The following is an 18822-nucleotide window of genomic DNA, read 5'->3' on the forward strand; positions in this document are numbered from 1 at the left end:
CTGTCTCTCATCGCCAGACGGCGCGCCAGAGGGCGCGATGTCGCGCATTGACGCTTTCGGCAAACCCCCTGTCGTTTTTGCATCGGGGCGCCTTTGGGCACAGGCATATGCTGGCCCCAAAGCGCCGGCAATAAGGTTTGGCGCAAACCCATTCAATAAAAGGGGACAGCCTGATGAGCCCAGCCGAACTTCACGCCGACAGCATCGTCATCGACGGCCTGATCATTGCCAAATGGAACCGCGAGCTGTTCGAAGACATGCGCAAAGGCGGGCTGACTGCGGCCAACTGTACGGTGTCGGTCTGGGAAGGCTTCAAGGCTACCGTCGACAACATCGCCGCCAGCCAGAAGCTGATCCGCGATAACAGCGACCTGGTGATGCCGGTACGCACCACCGCCGACATCCGCAAGGCCAAGGAACTGGGCAAGACCGGCATTCTCTTCGGCTTCCAGAACGCCCACGCCTTCGAAGACCAGATCGCCTACGTCGACGTGTTCAAGCAGCTGGGCGTGGGCATCGTGCAGATGTGCTACAACACCCAGAACCTGGTCGGCACCGGCTGCTACGAGCGTGACGGCGGCCTGTCGGGCTTCGGTCGCGAGATCGTTGCCGAAATGAACCGCGTCGGCATCATGTGCGACCTGTCCCACGTGGGCTCCAAGACCTCCGAAGAAGTCATCCTCGAGTCGAAAAAGCCGGTCTGCTACTCGCACTGCCTGCCTTCGGGCCTGAAAGAGCACCCGCGCAACAAGTCGGACGAAGAGCTGAAGTTCATCGCCGACCACGGCGGTTTCGTCGGCGTGACCATGTTCGCGCCGTTCCTGGCCAAGGGCATCGACTCGACCATCGACGACTACGCCGAAGCCATCGAGTACACCATGAACATCGTCGGTGAAGACGCCATCGGTATCGGTACCGACTTCACCCAGGGCCACGGCCAGGACTTCTTCGAATACCTGACCCACGACAAGGGCTACGCCCGTCGCCTGACCAACTTCGGCAAGATCATCAACCCGCTGGGCATCCGCACTGTGGGCGAATTCCCCAACCTCACCGAAACCTTGCTCAAGCGCGGCCACTCCGAGCGCGTGGTGCGCAAGATCATGGGTGAGAACTGGGTCAACGTCCTCAAGGACGTGTGGGGCGAGTAAGCCGCTCTCCAAGCCTGAAAGCCCCTGCCAGCAACGCCGGGGCATCCCGATAAAAAATTTTATGGAGTTGAGTTTCCATGGCCAAGATCGCCCCGCAATTGCCAATCGAAGTAGACAGCGAGACCGGTGTCTGGACCAGCGACGCCTTGCCGATGCTGTATGTGCCACGCCATTTCTTCGTCAACAACCACATGGGCATCGAAGAAGTCCTGGGCGCCGACAAGTACGCCGAGATCCTCTACAAGGCCGGCTACAAGTCCGCCTGGCACTGGTGTGAAAAAGAGGCCGAGTGCCATGGCCTGGAAGGCGTGGCGGTGTTCGAGCACTACATGAAGCGCCTGAGCCAGCGTGGCTGGGGCCTGTTCGAAATCCAGGACATCGACCTCGACAAAGGCACCTGCAGCGTCAAGCTCAAGCACTCCGCGTTCGTGTACGTCTATGGCAAGTGCGGCCGCAAGGTCGATTACATGTTCACCGGCTGGTTCGCCGGCGCCATGGACCAGATTCTCGCTGCCCGCGGCAGCTCGATCCGCACCGTGGCCGAACAGGTCTATGGCGGGTCGGAAGAAGGCCACGAAGATGGCCTGTTCGTTACAAAGCCGTTGTAAGCCGGAGATAGCGTCATGGCATTCGAAGCAATGTTCCAGCCGATCCAGATCGGCAAACTGACCATCCGCAACCGTGTGCTCAGCACCGCGCACGCCGAGGTCTACGCCACTGACGGCGGCATGACTACCGACCGCTACGTGAAGTACTACGAAGAAAAGGCCAAGGGCGGTATCGGCCTGGCGATCTGCGGCGGCTCGTCGGTGGTGGCCATCGACAGCCCGCAGGAGTGGTGGTCGTCGGTCAACCTGTCGACCGACCGCATCATCCCGCACTTCCAGAACCTGGCCGACGCCATGCACAAGCATGGCGCCAAGATCATGATCCAGATTACCCACATGGGCCGTCGCTCGCGTTGGGACGGCTTCAACTGGCCGACCCTGATGTCGCCGTCGGGTATCCGTGAACCCGTGCACCGCGCCACCTGCAAGACCATCGAGGTGGAAGAGATCTGGCGCGTGATCGGCAACTATGCGCAAGCTGCCCGCCGTGCGAAGGAAGGCGGCCTGGACGGCGTGGAACTGTCGGCCGTGCACCAGCACATGATCGACCAGTTCTGGAGCCCACGGGTCAACAAGCGTACCGACGAATGGGGCGGCACCTTCGAAGGCCGCATGAAGTTCGGCCTGGAAGTACTGAAGGCCGTGCGCGCCGAAGTCGGTGACGACTTCTGCGTGGGCATGCGTATCTGTGGCGACGAATTCCACCCCGATGGCCTCAGCCACGAGGACATGAAGCAGATCGCTGCCTACTATGACGCCACCGGCATGCTCGACTTCATCGGCGTGGTCGGCTCGGGTTGCGACACCCACAACACCCTGGCCAACGTCATCCCGAACATGAGCTACCCGCCGGAGCCGTTCCTGCACCTGGCGGCCGGCATCAAGGAAGTGGTCAAGGTACCGGTGCTGCACGCGCAGAACATCAAGGACCCGAACCAGGCTACCCGTATCCTCGAAGGTGGCTACGTGGACATGGTCGGCATGACCCGTGCGCACATGGCCGACCCGCACCTGATCGCCAAGATCAAGATGGGCCAGATCGACCAGATCAAGCAGTGCGTCGGTGCCAACTACTGCATCGACCGCCAGTACCAGGGCCTGGATGTGCTGTGCATCCAGAACGCCGCGACCTCCCGTGAATACATGGGCGTGCCGCACATCATCGAGAAGACCACCGGTGCCAAGCGCAAGGTGGTGGTGGTTGGTGCCGGCCCGGCCGGCATGGAAGCGGCCCGTGTGGCTGCCGAACGTGGCCACGACGTGACCCTGTTCGAGAAGAAGGAGCAGATTGGCGGGCAGATCACCATCGCCGCCAAGGCGCCGCAGCGTGACCAGATCGCCGGTATCACCCGTTGGTACCAGCTGGAGCTGGCGCGCCTGAAGGTCGACCTGCGCCTGGGCACCGCCGCCGACGTGGCTGCCATTCAGGACCTGCGCCCCGACATCATCGTGCTGGCGGTAGGTGGGCATTCCTTCCTGGAGCAGAACGAGCACTGGGGCGCCGCCGAAGGGCTGGTAGTCAGCAGCTGGGACGTGCTCGACGGCAAGGTTGCGCCGGGCAAGAACGTGCTGGTGTACGACACCATCTGCGAGTTCACTGGCATGTCGGTGGCTGACTTCATCGCCGACAAGGGCAGCCAGGTCGAGATCGTCACCGACGATATCAAGCCAGGCGTGGCCATGGGCGGTACTACCTTCCCGACCTACTACCGCAGCATGTATCCGAAAGAAGTGATCATGACCGGCGACATGATGCTGGAAAAGGTCTACCGCGAAGGCGACAAGCTGGTGGCGGTGCTGGAAAACGAATACACCGGCGCCAAGGAAGAGCGCGTGGTCGACCAGGTGGTGGTGGAGAACGGCGTGCGTCCTGACGAGCAGCTGTACTACGCACTGAAGGAAGGTTCGCGCAACAAAGGCCAGATCGACGTGGAGGCGCTGTTCGCCATCAAGCCACAGCCGATCCTCAGCCAGCCGGGCGAAGGCTACCTGCTGTACCGCATCGGCGACTGCGTGGCCCAGCGCAACGTGCATGCGGCGATCTACGACGCCTTGCGCCTGTGCAAGGACTTCTGATCGAGAAAAATCGTCGCCACCGGGCGCGGTCCCTGTGGGAGCGGGTTCACCCGCGAAAGCGTCAGCACAAGCAACAGAGTTGTCTGATCTGACGCATTCGCGGGTAAACCCGCTCCTACAAGGGGCCAATCCCACCTTCAGAGTGGCGCAAGAATCCAGCTGTTGTGGGAGCCTCCCATGTTGAACACCCTTCTACCAATCCTGCTGTTCGCTGCCCTTGGCCTGGCAGTGCTCGGCGCCCTGCGCCGGGTGCGCATGTGGCGGCGTGGCCGGCCGTCCAAGGTCAACCTGATCGGCGGCCTGCTGGCCATGCCACGCCGCTACCTGGTGGACCTGCACCATGTGGTCGAGCGCGACAAGTACATGTCCAAGACCCACGTGGCTACCGCTGGCGGCTTCGTGCTGTCGGCCGTGCTGGCGATCCTCGTGCACGGCTTCGGCCTGCAGAGCAAGATCCTCGGCTACGCGTTGCTGGTGGCCACGGTGATCATGTTCAGCGGCGCCATCTTCGTCTTCAAGCGCCGCCTCAACCCGCCTTCGCGCCTGTCCAAGGGCCCGTGGATGCGCCTGCCGAAGAGCTTGCTGGCGTTTGCCGCTAGCTTCTTTATCGCCACCTTGCCGGTTGCCGGCATCCTGCCGGCCAACACCGGTGGCTGGGTGATGGTGGGCATTCTCGGCCTGGGCGTGCTGTGGGGCGTGTCGGAGCTGTTCTTCGGCATGACCTGGGGCGGCCCGATGAAACACGCCTTCGCCGGTGCCCTGCACCTGGCCTGGCACCGCCGCGCCGAACGCTTTGGCGGCGGCCGTTCCACCGGCCTCAAGCCGCTGGACCTGGAAGACCCGAACGCGCCGCTGGGCGTGGAAAAGCCGGTGGACTTCACCTGGAACCAGCTGCTGGGCTTCGACGCCTGCGTGCAATGTGGTAAATGCGAAGCCATGTGCCCGGCCTTTGCCGCCGGCCAGCCGCTGAACCCGAAAAAGCTCATCCAGGACATGGTCATCGGCCTGGCCGGTGGCACCGACGCGCAGTTCGCCGGCAGCCCATACCCGGGCAAACCGATCGGTGAGCATGGCGGCCACCCGCACCAGCCGATCGTCAATGGCCTGGTCGACGCCGAAACGCTGTGGTCGTGCACCACCTGCCGTGCCTGCGTCGAGGAATGCCCGATGATGATCGAGCACGTCGATGCCATCGTCGACATGCGTCGTCACCTCACCCTGGAAAAAGGCGCCACCCCGAACAAGGGCGCCGAAGTGCTGGACAACCTGATCGCTACCGACAACCCGGGCGGCTTCGCCCCTGGCGGGCGCATGAACTGGGCCGCCGACCTCAACCTGCAACTGCTGTCGGAGGTGAAAACCACCGAGGTGCTGTTCTGGGTCGGTGACGGTGCCTTCGACATGCGCAACCAGCGCACCCTGCGCTCGTTCGTCAAAGTGCTCAAGGCGTCGGGCGTGGACTTTGCCGTGCTCGGCCTGGAAGAGCGCGACAGCGGCGACGTGGCGCGCCGTCTGGGCGATGAAGCGACCTTCCAGCAATTGGCTAAACGCAATATCCAGACCCTGGCCAAGTACAAGTTCCAGCGCATCGTCACCTGCGACCCACACAGCTTCCATGTGCTGAAAAACGAGTACGGCGCCCTGGGCGGCGACTATCAGGTGCAGCACCACAGCACCTACATCGCCGAACTGATCGCGGCCAACAAGCTCAACCTCGGCCAGCACAAGGGCGGCAGCGTCACCTACCACGACCCGTGCTACCTGGGCCGTTACAACGGTGAGTACGAAGCTCCGCGTGCCGTGCTCAAGGCTCTGGGTATCGAAGTGCGCGAGATGCAGCGCTCGGGCTTCCGTTCCCGTTGCTGCGGCGGTGGTGGCGGTGCGCCGATCACCGACATCCCTGGCAAGCAGCGTATCCCGGACATGCGCATGGACGACATCCGCGAGACCGAGGCCGAGCTGGTGGCCGTGGGTTGCCCACAATGCACCGCCATGCTTGAAGGTGTGGTCGAACCGCGCCCGCAGATCAAGGACCTGGCCGAACTGGTGGCCGACGTGCTGATCGAAGAGGACGCGCCCTCTGCCCCAAAGCCGCAAACGGCCAAACGTGAACCTGCGGAGGTGCACTGATGAGCGACATTATCCGCCGCGACCCACGCGCCGAGTGGATCGCCCGTAACCGTCTGCACCCGCTGCATGCAGCGATGCAGACGCAGCAGACCAGCTGGATGGGGCCCAACGGCCTCATCCGCAAGAACCCCCATGCGATTGCCGCAGGCTTCATCGGCCCGGCCGGCATCAAGCGCATCGACCGCAGCGGCGCCCAGCAGGGCACCGCCGTGGGCGGGCGACGCACGGCGGCGGCCGAGGTCAAGCTGCCGCTGCACCAGGTGCCGGCGCCGGCGTTCTACATCGCCGTGGTGCCGGACATGGTCGGTGGCCGCCTGAGCAGCCACGACCGCGACCTGCTCGGCCTGGCCCACAGCCTGGCCGGCAGCGACGGTGCGGTGCTGGCAGTGGTGTTTGGCGAGCACAAGGAAAGCAACTTTTCCACAGCCGGGGTCGACCGCCTGCTGGTCATCGAAGGCGAGGCTTTCGAAGGTTATGCACCGGAGCAACTGGTACAAGGCCTGCGGGCTGTGGATAACCAGTTCACCCCGCGCCACTGGCTGCTGCCGGACAGCCGCACCGGTGGTGGCGAACTGGGCCGACGCCTGGGCGCGGCACTGGGCGAGCGCCCGGCAACGCGGGTATGGCAGGTCAAGGACGGCCAGTGCATCGGCCGTGCCGGTGCCGGCCAGCAAGACCTGCAGCGCGCCGTACCACGCTTGATCCTGGCGGCGGCCGAGTGCGCCGAGCCAGTCAGCGAAACCCGTCACGAAGCGCTGCCGGTGGAGTTGTCCACAAGCGTGGCGCGCAGCCTGTCGCGCATTGAAGACCTCGGCTCGGTGGCCGTGGACCCGGCCACCATTGCCATGGCTGAAGCCGAGTTCATCGTCTCGGGCGGCAACGGGGTCAAGGACTGGGACCTGTATCACAAGGCCACCGCGGCCCTTGGCGCCACCGAAGGCGCCTCGCGGGTGGCGGTCGACGACGGCTTCATGCCGCGCAACCGCCAGGTGGGTGCCACCGGTACCTGGGTTACCGCGCGGGTCTACGTGGCTGTGGGTATCTCGGGCGCGATCCAGCACCTGCAGGGCATCGGCGCCTGCGACAAGGTGGTTGCTATCAACATGGACCCGGGCTGCGACATGATCAAACGGGCCGACCTGTCGGTGATTGGTGACAGTTCGGCGATTCTCCAGGCGCTGATCGAGGCTGTGGACAACTACCGCAGCGGCGGCCAGCGCGACGCCGCATAAGGGCACGAGCATGAGTACGAAAGTGATCAGCCTGGTTTCCATCGGTGCCCACCCCAGCTCCGGCCGCGCTCGCCGCGCCGAGCAGGATGCGCGCGCCGTGGAGCTGGGCTTGCAGCTGGCTGGGGATAACTTGCAGGTGGTGCATGCCGGCGACCCACGGGAAGAGGCGCTGCGCGCCTACCTGGGGATGGGCCTGGACCATCTGGATGTGCTGGAGCAGCCGGCTGGTGCCGACGTGCTGGGCGTGCTCGGGGATTACCTGCGCGATGCCGGGGCACAGCTGGTGCTGACCGGTAGCCAGGCCGAGACCGGCGAAGGGTCGGGCATGTTGCCGTTCCTGCTGGCCGAAAAGCTCGGCTGGCCGCTGATCGTGGGGTTGGCTGAAGTGGAGTCGATCGACAACGGCACCGCCCAGGTATTGCAGGCGCTGCCGCGCGGTCAGCGGCGTCGGCTGAAGGTGCGCCTGCCGTTGCTGGCGACTGTGGATAACGCTGCGCCCAAGCCGCGCCAGAGCGCTTTCGGGCCGGCGCGTCGGGGGGTGTTGGCGGCACGCAACGTGGCTATCGTCGATGACGAACTGCTGGCCGAAGCCGAACTGCAGCCAGCCCGCCCACGGCCCAAGCGGCTTAAGGTGATCAAGGCCAAGAGCGGTGCCGACCGGATGAAGGCAGCGACGGCCAAGGCCAGTGGCGGCGGTGGCAAGGTGCTGAAGGACGTTTCTCCGCAGGAAGGCGCCGAGGCCATTCTCAAGCTGCTGGTGGAAGAGGGCGTGCTGCGCTAGAGCCTCACGCGGTCCCGGTGTAGGAGCGGCCTTGTGTCGCGATGGGCTGCGCAGCAGCCCCGGTTATCTTGATTCGTAGTCGAGATCCTGGGGCCGCGCTGCGGCCCATCGCGACACAAGGCCGCTCCTACATTCCATACACAGCCTCGATCGGTCGCTTTTGCCCACCAAATCTGTTCGCCAAGGTGTGGATAAAGTGTTGGCGCATGGCCGCAGCCCCTGTATCACGTGGCCTCCAAGCTTTTGATCAAAAAACGATCAGTCTTATCCCTGCCTTCGCATGCAAAGCACGGCAGCACCCTGCTGATTTTGCCCACAATCGCTGTTAGCCGGTCTGTGGATAATCTGTTCGGCATCACCTGTAAGCGGCGTAGTAAAAGGTTTTGACAGATTTGTTCGAAAATTGATCAATCCCGCCTGAATCCTGCGCGATGCCTGAAAATCAGGCCTTTAAGTCACTTATCAACAGGGCGATTGCAGAAAATTCATCGGTTGCCCACAAACTCTGTTGGTGTCTCTGTGGACAAGGTGTATGAAGTCCGCTGTAGCCCAATAAAAATGCAGCTTTGGCTGATGTGATCAAATAATGACCAGGTGCCTGACTGATATTTTTGTCAGTACACAGACATATGATCAATCCGTTAACGTGTCCACATGCGACCAAAGTTGTGGATAAGTCATGACGGCATTCTTGTTGAGTACTGATTGGCAGCAGTCTGTATTGGGGGGAATAGCCTTCGACCCACGTGCCTTTTCGCCCTACGGTTTCATGCAAGCCCGCTCAGAACCCGTACTGGGTTTTTGTGGCCAACATCGGGGTTCTTTGACAGGACAATACTTGCTCGGAAATGGGCGTCGTTCCTATAGCCCTGTCCTCATGCGTTTTTTTAACCCTGACAAACTCAGCCCCTTCGACGACGGTGGATTGAATGCCTACGCCTATTGCAGCGGAGATCCAATCAACAGGATCGATCCGAACGGGCAGGTTTGGCGGACTGTGATGGGGGCGGTGTCAAGTATGGCTACCGTCAGTGGAGCGGTCGTGAGAACTGCAAGAAACGAGGCGTTGCGCTTGCAACACCAGCACCGCACCTCTCAAAGTCAACACTCTACGTATACCAAGCCGTCGTTGTGGAATCGCTTGAGTAACATTTTTTATGTCGCTGCCGGTACGACAGGTATTGCAGCCAACGCTACCGGTAATGGTTGGACAGCAGACGGTTCTTTGATAACACTCAGCAATTGGTTCGGCGTGGTCAACTCCGGAAGCAACATTGCGGCGGGCGTCACATCCAATTTCAATGCTGCGAAGGAGACCTGGGCACTGATGGGGCAGCCAGGAATACCGTCGAGCAGTGTCGTATTTGGGACGTTCGCGGAGCTATCCGGCATCAGGATGACGGGTGAAGCAGCGAGCTTCGTTGGTCGCAAGAGCTGGGATCTGGCAGGCAGGATCGCCCATACGGCTCAGGGCGCTTATCAAGCTTGGCGACAGTGGGGGAGGGGCACGACTCGGTCTGAAACCGAAATGCGTGATGTGCGCAGGCCCTGATGCCTCCTGGCACGTGTGATAACGCGCCAGGAGGTGGGGCGAGTTACTGCGCCTGAACCTCCTTCAGATACGGCGCCGGCTCCGCTCCCAGATTGTTCAGCAGCCGCTGGCTGTACCAGTCAATGAAGTTCACCACACCAAACTCGTAGGTTTTCGAGTATGGCCCAGGCTGGTAAGCGGTGGAGTTGATCCCGCGCTGGTTTTCTTCGGCCAGGCGGCGGTCCTGATCGTTGGTCGCGTCCCAGACCTTGCGCATCTGCTCAGGGTCGTAGTCCACGCCTTCCACGGCATCCTTGTGCACCAGCCACTTGGTGGTGACCATGGTCTCCTGGGCGCTTATCGGCCAAACGGTGAACACGATCATATGGTCGCCCATGCAGTGGTTCCAGGAGTGTGGCAGGTGCAGGATGCGCATCGAGCCCAGGTCCGGGTTCTTGATGCGGCCCATCAGCTTCTTGCACGCCTGCTTGCCATCCATGGTCATCGACACGGTTCCCTTGAGCAGTGGCATGCGCACGATACGGTTACGCAGGCCATGGCTCTTGTGCAGGTACGGGATTTTCTCGGCTTCCCAGGCAGCGGCGGAGGCGGCTACGTGGTCCTTGAAGGCTTGGTCGGCGCGTGGGTCGTTGGTGTCATCCCACTCCAGCAGGGTTTTCAGCAGCTCAGGGTGCGACCCATTGCAGTGGTAGCACTCGCGGTTGTTTTCCAGCACCAGCTTCCAGTTGGCCTTTTCCATCAAGGTGGTTTGTACCGCCACCTTGGTGTTTTCCATGTCGTACGGTTCCATGTAGTGGTCCAGGGTGGCCAGGAACTCGTCGATGGCGGGCGGGTTTTCCGCCAGGCTGATGAAGATGTAGCCGCCAGCGACCTTCACGTTCACCGGCTTCAGGCCATACTGGTTCATGTCGAAGTCGGCGCCCATTTCGGTGCCGGCGAACAGCAGGCGGCCGTCCAGCTCGTAGGTCCACTGGTGGTACGGGCAGACCAGCTTGGCCACCTTGCCCTTGTCGCTGACGCACAGGCGCGAACCGCGGTGGCGGCAGACGTTGTGGAAGGCGTGCACCTTACCTTCGGCGCCACGCACCACGATGATCGGGTTCTTGCCGATCTGCAGGGTGATGTAGTTGCCCTTGGCCGGGATCTCGCAGGTCATGCCGGCGATCAGCCACTCCTTGTGGAAGATCTCCTGCATGTCGATCTGGAACAGACGCTCGTCGGTGTAGAAAGGCTGGGGCAGCGAGTAGGTGCGCTCGCGGGTCTGCAGCATCTCGGCGGTGGCCTTGCGTGCAGGTTCCAGTGGATCGCCCAGGCTCAGGGTTGCGGTGACGTCCATCGTGTATTCCTCGGGGCCGTGTGCGGCCGGCAAAAGGTGGCTAATCGTTGTTGTGGTGCCGCAAGGCTGCTCATCAGAAACAGCTAGTTGTTTTGCCGTGGAGTGTGCGTCCGAAGGCGTCATGAACCGTATCCATGGGCGACATGGCCGATTTGAATTACGACGCGCCAGCCCTTGCAGTGCGGGGCTGGTCGCGATAAGCACGCCGATGTCGCTGGCAGGAATGTACGTCGTCTTCAGCTTGCGCATTATCCAAGCCATAAAACGGCCAATAGTCGGCTGCTGGAGATGAACATGTCCGATACCTTCCTCAATCCGGTCACTACCCAGACCTGGGCCAACGGCCGCCACATCGTGCGCTGCGTCAAGGTCATCCAGGAGACCTGGGACGTGCGCACCTTCTGCTTCATGGCCGATCAACCGATCATGTTCTTCTTCAAGCCGGGGCAGTTCGTCACCCTGGAGCTGGAGATCGAAGGCAAGCCGGTGATGCGTTCCTACACCATCTCCAGTTCACCGTCGGTGCCCTACAGCTTCTCGATCACCGTCAAGCGTGTACCGGGCGGCCTGGTGTCCAACTTCCTCCACGACACCATGCACGAAGGCGCCGAGCTGCCGGTGCACGGCCCGGTGGGGCTGTTCAACGCCATCGATTTCCCGGCGCAGAAGGTGCTGTACCTCTCGGGCGGTGTCGGGATCACCCCGGTCATGTCGATGGCGCGCTGGTTCTACGACACCAACGGCAATGTCGACATGGTGTTCGTGCACAGCGCCCGTTCGCCGAAGGACATCATCTACCATCGTGAACTGGAGCAGATGGCCTCGCGCATCCCCAATTTCAGCTTGCACATCATTTGTGAAAAGCATGGCCTGGGTGAGCCGTGGGCGGGTTATCGCGGTTACCTCAACCAGCGCCTGATGGAGCTGATCGCGCCGGACTACATGGACCGTGTGGTGTTCTGCTGCGGCCCGACGCCATACATGACTGCGGTCAAGCGCATGCTCGAAGCGGTCGGCTTCGACATGAAGAACTATCACGAGGAATCGTTCGGTGCGACGCCGCCTGAGGCCAAGGCCGATGCGGTGGAGCATGCCGAGCAGGCTGCCGACGCGCCGGAACTGGATGCGGCCGACCTCAACCTGGTGGAGTTCATCGGTAGCGAGAAGAGCATCCGCATCGCCCCGGGCGAGACCGTGCACGCGGCGGCGGCCAAGGTTGGCCTGATGATCCCGAAAGCCTGCGGTATGGGCATTTGCGGCACCTGCAAGGTGCTCAAGCTGGGCGGCGAAGTGGAGATGGAGCACAACGGCGGCATTACCGAAGAGGACGAAGCCGAGGGCTACATCCTGTCGTGCTGCAGTGTGCCGAAAGGGGATGTGCGGATCGATTACTGATCCGGTGTTCCCAGGGCCGCAAAGCGGCCCTGTTCTGTTTCACAACTGGTATTTCCGACAGTTCCAGATTACCCGAGGTACCAAATAGAATTGCCTCAGTCCTCTTTGAGTATTGAGCATGAACCGTTGCCATTTGCTAGTTGTGGATATGAGCGGTTCAGTGTTTTACGGCAGCCACTGCAGAACACACGGCGCATATGACCCCTATGGTGCACATCCAGGCAATGCTGCTTGGGTACTCGCATTTAATGGCGAGCGCCGAGATAACCTCACAGGCTTTTATCTGCTCGGCAATGGCAGAAGAGCATATAGCTCCGCATCAAGGCGATTCTTGTCTGCAGACCAGCTGAGCCCATTTTCCAAGGGGGGTATCAATGCTTATGCCTATTGCTTGGGAGATCCGGTTAACAGGCAAGATCCGAGCGGAGCATTCAGCATTCTCTCGTTTCTCAAAAGCGCGATATGGCTAGGCTCGCGGATTAAAGCAGCTTGGGCTCGTCCAGCTGGATTGAAGGTGTTGGCTGAAGCGGCTAAATGGACGGCCGGTATCGGAGGTAGCCTGGCTTTTTACGGAGTACCTGGTGGTAAAGAGTTGGCGACTGCTGGGAGTATTGTGAAGGCCGGGTTAAAAGGATTTTCGATCGGCAGGTCGCTGAAGAAACAGGTTGAGAATAGTTTTGGGCCTCTCATGATGGATTTGGCTGGGGCTGAATTTTCGCCCTTCGTTGGCCCTACCACCGCCAGCGAGTCTCCAAGCCCCTTGGAGCTTGCTGAACAGATCAGGGCTGCATCTCGCCAACCCATTAAAGTCCAAGGCAAGGCGTGACAATTCTGCAGTCACCGCACGGGCCTGTTGCGCCCCGGTAGCACTCTGCACCGACAGGTCATTGATGTTCGCCAGGTTGCGTCCACTTTCCGCGCCACTTCTTCCACAGCGCTGATCATCTCCATGAGGGTGCTGGCCGCCTGTTCGATTTCGTTGTTCTGCTGCTGGCCACGGGCGCTTTCGTCAGTCCTTTTCCTGACCGGCGGTTGACCCAGGTCGGAACAAGGGGCCGGCTACCCTGTCAATCTGCGGGTTAGACACTTTGTGAATCCGATATTTAATGGCGATGGGCCGCACTTTTCTTTATCGTGTGCGCCCCTCGCAACAACCTGAGATAGACCCATGCTGGAAGCTTCCCTGAATCAAATCGAGCAACTGGTCAGCGACCTGATGCAGAAGAACGCTCAACTCACCGAGCAGAACGCCGCCCTAGGTCAGGAACTGGCCCAGGCCAAGGAAGAGAACGAAACCCTGCAGCTGTCGCTGATGGAGCAGGAAGAGAAGAACGGCAGCACCGCCGCACGCCTGCAGGCCCTGCTCGAGCGCGCCAACGCCGGCGTCGTAGGCGCATGACACTTCGAGCGCAGCCGATCAATGTCGTGTCGATCCTCGGCAACGACTATTCGATCAAGGCGCCTGAAGGCCAGGAAGCGACCCTGGCCCAGGCGGTGCAGATGCTCAACACCGCCCTGGCCCAGACCAAGCGTCAGTACCCGACCCTGATCGGCGACAAGCTGCTGGTGCTGGCCGCACTGAACCTGTGTTCGCGGCAGATCGAGCTGCAGGATGAGCACCGCAAGACGCTGGAGCGTACCCAGGCGCAGATCGATGCCACGGTGGACGCCATCGTGCGGACCATAGCCGAACAATAAGGCCTTGCATCGACCTCTGTGGGAGCGGGTTCACCCGCGAATGCGTCAGTGCATTCAGCATCGCATTCGCGGGTAAACCCGCTCCCACAGGGTATCTGATTGCTTCAGGTCACTGGATTAACTGGATACGCAAGTGTATACACTTTCCGCAAAACAATAATTATGCGGGGAGTAGGGCATGCGTATCTGGCGTAAAAGCATCCAGTGGCAGTTGATTTCCAGCATGGGCGCAGCCCTGCTGGCGAGCATCCTGGTGGTGGTCATCATTTTCACGGTGGCGCTCAACCGTCTCACCGAACGCTACCTGGTCGATACCGCGCTGCCCGCCAGCATCGAGGCCATCCGCAACGACATCGAGCGCATGCTCGGCCAGCCGCTGGTGGCGGCGGCGGATATTGCCGGCAACACCCTGCTGCGCGACTGGCTTGCCGCCGGTGAAGACCCTGCCCATGCCGCTCCATTCATCGAATACCTGACCGCCGCCAAGCAGCGCAACCAGGCCTTCACCACTTTGTTCGTTTCGATCGAAACCGGCCACTACTACAACGAGAATGGCCTGGACCGTACCCTCAGCCGCAGCAACCCCAAGGACAAATGGTTCTACGGCTACATCGACAGCGGTGCCGAACGCCTGATCAACATCGACATCGACGGTGCCACCGGCGAGCTCGCGCTGTTCATCGATTATCGCGTGGAAAAGAATGGCCAACTGGTCGGTGTGGCCGGTATGGGCCTGCGCATGACCGAACTGTCGAAGCTGATCCATGACTTCAAATTTGGCGAACACGGGAAGGTGTTCCTGGTGCGTAACGATGGCCTGATCCAGGTTCATCCGGACGCTGCCTTCAGCGGCAAACGCCAGCTCACCGAACAGCTCGGCGCGGATGCTGCCAAGGTGCTGATGACTGGCGGCGAAGGCCTGCGCAGCAGCCGCTTCAGCCGTGACGGCGAAAGCTACCTGGCGCTCGGCCTGCCCCTTCGCGACCTCAACTGGACCCTGGTGGCCGAGGTGCCCGAGGAGGAAATCTACGCGCCAATGCACCAGGCGGTATGGCTGACCAGCCTGATCGGTGGTGCCGTGGCCCTGGTGTCGCTGTTGCTGGTGGTGCTGCTGGCGCGTGGCCTGGTGCGGCCGATCCGCCGCGTCACAGCGGCGTTGGTGCAGATTGGCAGTGGCGCGGGTGACCTGAGCCATCGGCTGGACGATTCACGTCAGGACGAACTGGGTGACCTGGCGCGTGGCTTCAACCGCTTCCTCGACAGCCAGCGCCGGTTGATCGGCGAGGTATTGCACACTTCCGAGCGGCTGCACCTAGCGGTCGAGCAGGTGACACAGGTGGTGGACAACACCGCCGAGCGTTCCGGGCGCCAGCAGGAAATGACCGAAATGGTCGCTACCGCCGTGCACGAAATGGGTTTGACCGTGCAGGACATTGCCCGCAATGCCGGTGATGCGGCCCAGGCCTCGCAATCGGCGAGGGACGAAGCCCTGCAGGCGCGTGAAGTGGTGCAACGCTCGATCCATGGTATCGAGGGGATGTCGGGTGATATCGGCAAGGCTGCCGAGGCAGTCAGCCAACTTGCCGATGAAGTAGCCTCGATCGACGAAGTTCTTGCGGTTATCCGTAGTATTTCCGAGCAAACCAACCTGCTGGCGCTGAATGCCGCCATCGAGGCGGCCAGGGCAGGGGAGATGGGCCGTGGATTTGCCGTGGTGGCCGATGAGGTGCGTACCTTGGCCCGGCGCACGCAGCTGTCCACCGACGAAGTGCAGCAGATGATCCAGCGCTTGAAGCAGGGCGCGGGTTCGGCTGTGAGTTCGATGCAGGCTGGGCAGCAGGCGACGGGTAGCGGGGTGGAGTCGAGCCAGCGCACCGGAGCGTCATTGGGGGCGATCACTGACCAGGTGGAGCACATCAGCGACATGAATCATCAGGTGGCTACTGCGACCGAAGAGCAGTCGGCGGTGACCGAGGAGATCAATCGTACGGTGCAGGGGATTTCCGACCTGGCGCGGGAGACCGCGGCGGAGGTGCAGGGCTGTCGCGAAGAGTGCCAGGCGCTGCGTGGCTTGGCGGATGACCTGACGCGGCAGATGGGTGGGTTCAGGCTTTAGATCAGTGTCGGCTTCTTCGCGGGCTTGCCCGCTCCCCACAGGTACTGCACAGCTCTCGACGGCTGCGATGTTCCTGTGGGAGCGGGCATGCCCGCGAATGCGGGCTGTCAGGCGCCGATGATGCTGCGGATATCCTCCGCCAGCTCGCGCACCCGCTCTTGCTCGGTATCCCACGAGCACATGAACCGCGCCCCGCCGCTACCAATGAAGGTATAGAACCGCCATCCCCTGCCGCGCAGTGCCTCGATCGCATGCTCCGGCATCTGCAGGAACACCCCGTTGGCCTCAACCGGGAACATCAGATCCACTCCCGGCAAGTCACTCACCAGCGAGGCGAGCAACTGCGCGCAATGGTTGGCATGCGCGCCATGGCGCAACCAGGCGCCATCTTCCAGCAGGCCCACCCAAGGCGCCGACAGGAAGCGCATCTTCGATGCCAGTTGCCCGGCCTGCTTGCAGCGGTAGTCGAAGTCCTCGGCCAGTTGGCGGTTGAAGAACAGGATCGCCTCGCCCACCGCCATGCCGTTCTTGGTGCCGCCAAAGCACAGTACATCGACACCGGCCTTCCAGGTCAGCTCTGCCGGGCTGCAGCCCAGGAACGAGCAGGCATTGCTGAAGCGTGCGCCGTCCATGTGCAGGTTCAGCCCCAGCTCCTTGCAGGTGGCGCTGATCGCCTTCAGTTCGTCGGGGCGATAGACGGTGCCCACCTCGGTGGCCTGGGTAATGGTCACCACCCGTGGCTTGGGGTAGTGGATGTCCTGACGCTTCAGCGCCACTTCGCGGATCGACTGTGGTGTCAGCTTGCCGTTGACGCTGGGCGCGGTCAGCAGCTTGGAGCCGTTGGAGAAGAACTCCGGCGCACCGCACTCGTCGGTTTCGACGTGGGCGGTCTCGGAGCAGATCACGCTGTGGTAGCTCTGGCACAGCGAGGCCAGGGCCAGGGAGTTGGCGGCGGTGCCGTTGAAGGCGAAGAACACCTCGCAGTCGGTTTCGAACAGCTTGCGGAAGTATTCCGCGGCGCGTTCGGTCCACTGGTCGTCGCCGTAGGCGCGGTCGTGGCCATGGTTGGCCTTTTCCATCGCTGCCCAGGCTTCGGGGCAGATGCCGGAATAGTTGTCGCTGGCGAATTGTTGGCTCTTATCTGTCATGACACTGTCCTGTGAACGACGCAGAACAGCACTCTAAACCATCGATTCAGCAGTTGCCTATACAAGCGGTGCATCGGCTGACTTCAGCGGTGCCTGTACTGGCCCTATCGCCGGCAAGCCGGCTCCCACAGGTACTCCACAGGGCTTGAGAACAGTGTCATTCCTGTGGGAGCCGGCTTGCCGGCGATGAGGCCAGAGAGGCCAGTGCAAAACGAATGTCGTAAACGCGCCATTGCAAGGCGTGCGCAGGCATCTGATCCGCCCCGGCCAGTCATAACATCGCCACAAAGGGCCACAGTGCCCCACGACAAAAAACGATCGCTGCCGGGAGATACACGATGTTCAGCAAGCAAGACCAGATTCAGGGTTACGACGATGCACTGCTGGCGGCGATGAATGCCGAAGAGCAGCGCCAGGAAGACCACATCGAGCTGATCGCCTCGGAAAACTACACCTCCAAGCGCGTGATGCAGGCCCAAGGCAGCGGCCTGACCAACAAGTACGCCGAAGGCTACCCGGGCAAGCGCTACTACGGTGGCTGCGAGCACGTGGACAAGGTCGAGGCCCTGGCCATCGAGCGCGCCAAGCAGCTGTTCGGTGCCGACTACGCCAACGTCCAGCCGCACTCCGGCTCCTCGGCCAACGGTGCCGTCTACCTGGCCCTGCTGCAGGCTGGTGACACCATCCTCGGCATGAGCCTGGCCCACGGCGGCCACCTGACCCACGGCGCCAAGGTGTCGTCCTCGGGCAAGCTGTACAACGCTGTGCAATACGGCATCGACACCAACACCGGCCTGATCGACTACGACGAAGTCGAGCGCCTGGCTGTCGAGCACAAGCCGAAAATGATCGTTGCCGGCTTCTCGGCCTACTCCAAGACCCTCGACTTCCCACGCTTCCGCGCCATCGCCGACAAGGTCGGTGCGCTGCTGTTCGTCGACATGGCCCACGTAGCCGGCCTGGTTGCCGCTGGCCTGTACCCGAACCCGATCCCGTTCGCCGATGTGGTTACCACCACCACTCACAAGACCCTGCGCGGCCCACGTGGCGGCCTGATCCTTGCCAAGTCGAACGAAGAGATCGAGAAGAAGCTGAACGCCGCGGTGTTCCCAGGCGCCCAGGGCGGCCCGCTGATGCACGTGATCGCCGCCAAGGCCGTTTGCTTCAAGGAAGCGCTGGAGCCTGAATTCAAGGCCTACCAGCAACAAGTGATCGAAAACGCCCAGGCCATGGCCCAGGTGTTCATCGACCGCGGCTACGACGTGGTTTCCGGCGGCACCGACAACCACCTGTTCCTGGTCAGCCTGATCCGCCAGGGCCTCACCGGCAAAGATGCCGACGCCGCCCTGGGCCGCGCGCACATCACCGTCAACAAGAACGCCGTGCCGAATGACCCGCAGTCGCCATTCGTCACATCGGGCCTGCGCATCGGTACCCCGGCCGTTACCACCCGCGGCTTCAAGGTCGCTCAGTGCGTGGCCCTGGCCGGCTGGATCTGCGACATCCTCGACAACCTCGGTGACGCAGACGTCGAAGCCGATGTGGCGAAGAACGTCGCGGCCCTGTGCGCAGATTTCCCTGTTTACCGCTGAGTGGAGT

General features: G+C 61.9%; 15 protein-coding genes and 1 pseudogene. 14 read left to right on the forward strand and 2 right to left on the reverse strand.

The window, feature by feature from the left end; genetic code table 11:
* Nucleotides 1-173 precede the first annotated feature (173 nt).
* From AC2T3R_RS01475 to AC2T3R_RS01505, 7 genes are all read left to right on the forward strand, one after another.
* A complete protein-coding gene (locus AC2T3R_RS01475; RefSeq protein ID WP_003257506.1) occupies nucleotides 174-1151 on the forward strand; it encodes a dipeptidase in 978 nt (325 codons plus the stop codon).
* Nucleotides 1152-1228: 77 nt separating this feature from the next.
* Nucleotides 1229-1759: a DUF5943 domain-containing protein gene (locus AC2T3R_RS01480; RefSeq protein WP_013970507.1), complete on the forward strand. Its 531-nt coding sequence runs from the start codon at nucleotides 1229-1231 to the stop codon at nucleotides 1757-1759.
* 15 nt (nucleotides 1760-1774) lie between these two features.
* Nucleotides 1775-3835 (forward strand): dimethylglycine demethylation protein DgcA, encoded by a 2061-nt coding sequence (gene dgcA, locus AC2T3R_RS01485; RefSeq protein ID WP_013970508.1) that lies wholly within the window; start codon nucleotides 1775-1777, stop codon nucleotides 3833-3835.
* Nucleotides 3836-4012: 177 nt separating this feature from the next.
* Nucleotides 4013-5965: a dimethylglycine demethylation protein DgcB gene (gene dgcB / locus AC2T3R_RS01490; protein ID WP_410952127.1), complete on the forward strand. Its 1953-nt coding sequence runs from the start codon at nucleotides 4013-4015 to the stop codon at nucleotides 5963-5965.
* Nucleotides 5965-7197 (forward strand): electron transfer flavoprotein subunit alpha, encoded by a 1233-nt coding sequence (gene etfA / locus AC2T3R_RS01495; protein WP_039613190.1) that lies wholly within the window; start codon nucleotides 5965-5967, stop codon nucleotides 7195-7197. Before dgcB ends, etfA begins: the two co-directional genes overlap by 1 nt.
* Before the next feature lie 10 nt (nucleotides 7198-7207).
* Entirely contained in the window at nucleotides 7208-7978 is a 771-nt protein-coding gene (etfB, locus tag AC2T3R_RS01500) for an electron transfer flavoprotein subunit beta (RefSeq protein WP_400738071.1), read from the forward strand.
* 679 nt (nucleotides 7979-8657) lie between these two features.
* The gene (locus tag AC2T3R_RS01505) at nucleotides 8658-9530 is read left to right on the forward strand and encodes an RHS repeat-associated core domain-containing protein (protein ID WP_486744546.1); all 873 of its coding nucleotides are present in this window, start codon (nucleotides 8658-8660) and stop codon (nucleotides 9528-9530) included.
* A gap of 43 nt (nucleotides 9531-9573) precedes the next feature.
* Here AC2T3R_RS01505 and gbcA read toward each other — a convergent pair whose 3' ends face one another.
* Nucleotides 9574-10866, reverse strand: coding sequence for a glycine-betaine demethylase subunit GbcA (gene gbcA / locus AC2T3R_RS01510; RefSeq protein ID WP_410952124.1), 1293 nt, complete (start codon nucleotides 10864-10866; stop codon nucleotides 9574-9576).
* A 294-nt stretch (nucleotides 10867-11160) separates the two neighbouring features.
* Between gbcA and gbcB the strand changes: the two genes are divergently transcribed.
* From gbcB to AC2T3R_RS01540, 6 genes and pseudogenes are all read left to right on the forward strand, one after another.
* Nucleotides 11161-12261 (forward strand): glycine-betaine demethylase subunit GbcB, encoded by a 1101-nt coding sequence (gene gbcB / locus AC2T3R_RS01515; protein ID WP_015268654.1) that lies wholly within the window; start codon nucleotides 11161-11163, stop codon nucleotides 12259-12261.
* 118 nt (nucleotides 12262-12379) lie between these two features.
* The gene (locus AC2T3R_RS01520) at nucleotides 12380-13087 is read left to right on the forward strand and encodes an RHS repeat-associated core domain-containing protein (protein ID WP_486744548.1); all 708 of its coding nucleotides are present in this window, start codon (nucleotides 12380-12382) and stop codon (nucleotides 13085-13087) included.
* A gap of 342 nt (nucleotides 13088-13429) precedes the next feature.
* Nucleotides 13430-13660 carry a hypothetical protein gene (locus tag AC2T3R_RS01525; protein ID WP_003257514.1) on the forward strand — a complete coding sequence of 77 codons (231 nt, stop codon included), beginning with the start codon at nucleotides 13430-13432 and terminating at the stop codon, nucleotides 13658-13660.
* On the forward strand, nucleotides 13657-13959 hold the full coding sequence (locus tag AC2T3R_RS01530; protein WP_003257516.1) for a cell division protein ZapA: 303 nt from the start codon (nucleotides 13657-13659) through the stop codon (nucleotides 13957-13959). Before AC2T3R_RS01525 ends, AC2T3R_RS01530 begins: the two co-directional genes overlap by 4 nt.
* Nucleotides 13960-14182: 223 nt before the next feature.
* Nucleotides 14183-15211 (forward strand): annotated as a pseudogene (locus AC2T3R_RS01535) (HAMP domain-containing protein); the annotation flags it as partial.
* 135 nt (nucleotides 15212-15346) lie between these two features.
* Entirely contained in the window at nucleotides 15347-16075 is a 729-nt protein-coding gene (locus AC2T3R_RS01540; RefSeq protein WP_486745261.1) for a methyl-accepting chemotaxis protein, read from the forward strand.
* Nucleotides 16076-16182: 107 nt separating this feature from the next.
* On the opposite strand, the gene AC2T3R_RS01545 is transcribed toward AC2T3R_RS01540, so the two are convergent.
* On the reverse strand, nucleotides 16183-17223 hold the full coding sequence (locus tag AC2T3R_RS01545; protein ID WP_410952122.1) for a threonine aldolase family protein: 1041 nt from the start codon (nucleotides 17221-17223) through the stop codon (nucleotides 16183-16185).
* Nucleotides 17224-17561: 338 nt separating this feature from the next.
* Between AC2T3R_RS01545 and AC2T3R_RS01550 the strand changes: the two genes are divergently transcribed.
* A complete protein-coding gene (locus tag AC2T3R_RS01550) occupies nucleotides 17562-18815 on the forward strand; it encodes a serine hydroxymethyltransferase (RefSeq protein ID WP_025337394.1) in 1254 nt (417 codons plus the stop codon).
* The last annotated feature ends 7 nt before the right edge of the window (nucleotides 18816-18822 follow it).

Source organism: Pseudomonas sp. PVC-5-1, assembly GCF_057444345.1.